The organism is Dolichospermum sp. UHCC 0352 (assembly GCF_009711925.1).
GTDB lineage: Bacteria > Cyanobacteriota > Cyanobacteriia > Cyanobacteriales > Nostocaceae > Dolichospermum > Dolichospermum lemmermannii.
In genome coordinates this window covers 1-1093 of the sequence record NZ_VIKY01000048.1, presented here as the reverse complement: position 1 = coordinate 1093, position 1093 = coordinate 1, and the positions used below count along the sequence as shown (strand labels likewise).

The following is a 1093-nucleotide window of genomic DNA, read 5'->3' as shown; positions in this document are numbered from 1 at the left end:
ACTAGGCAAGAGGCAAGAGGCAAGAGGCAAGAGTGAAGAGGGTTTGGGCGATTTTACTTTTCGTTACATATTACTCTTCGAGAAGCCGCTCCGCGTCTACGGTTTTTTTCCGTTCACCTACTAATATAGTATTTGTGGTTATTTTTAGATAATTTTAGGCTCAAACCCAATTACGAACAACTTAAAAACTCTTTGACTTTTGCCAAATAAGTTTCTGCGTCTTCCAACATCGGAAAATGTCCCGTATTAGGAATAATATTTAATTCAACCTTATCACTTAAAGCCGCGGCTGTTTTTCCTAATTTAGCCGGAATAATAATGTCATATTCCCCAGCAATTAGCAAAGTTGGGATAGTTAATTTCGCAAATTCTCCCGGCATTGTTTCCGCTTGTTCTTGACTAACAGAAGTATAAATAGTCCCTAAAGCCGCATCATAATTAGCATTAATAAAATCTTCTAAAAAAGCCTGTCGTTCAGCTTTAGGAATAGAACGATGTAAAAACCTAGCCATAAACATTCTATCAGCCAAGGGAATTTTACTTAACCATTGGGGACGGAATTTAACTACATAACCACCGAATTGATGAAAAGCAGAAAAAGCCTTTTCATCATATTCAAAAATTCCACTACAAGTTAAAATTCCCTTTTCAACTTTTTGGGGATAACGATTAAAAAATAAAGTAGCAATAGAAGCACCCATAGAATGGGCATTAATATAAACACGATCAAGATTTAACTCATTTAATAAAACCGCCAAATCTTCCGCATATTCTGTTAATTCATAACTTAAATGAGGCTGACATTGAGAACGGCCAAAACCCCGTAAATCATATAATAAACAATCAAAATTATCTAATAAAGCCTCAGCCGTACTTTGCCAATATCTTGCTGAACCAGCCCAACCATGCAAAAAAACCATCACCGGTTTCATAACATCTGATGATTTTTTCATCCACTCGTAATAATGATCAACACCCCGAACATTTATATAACTCATTGTCACAATTAAGAATTAAGAATTAAAAACTAACAATTGTCAATTGACAACTGACAACTGACAATTGTACGGGCGAAGCATTTGGAGAACTATTT

At 35.4% G+C, this 1093-nt stretch carries 1 protein-coding gene; it reads right to left on the bottom strand.

The annotated features are described in order from the left end of the window. Window positions 1-170 precede the first annotated feature (170 nt). A complete protein-coding gene (locus FJR06_RS03025; protein WP_015078067.1) occupies window positions 171-998 on the bottom strand; it encodes an alpha/beta fold hydrolase in 828 nt (275 codons plus the stop codon). Window positions 999-1093: the final 95 nt, after the last annotated feature.

Excerpts from the sequence above, each read along its gene's own strand:
- FJR06_RS03025 (WP_015078067.1), bottom strand. The coding sequence starts at position 998 with ATGAGTTATATAAATGTTCGGGGTGTTGATCATTATTACGAGTGGATG.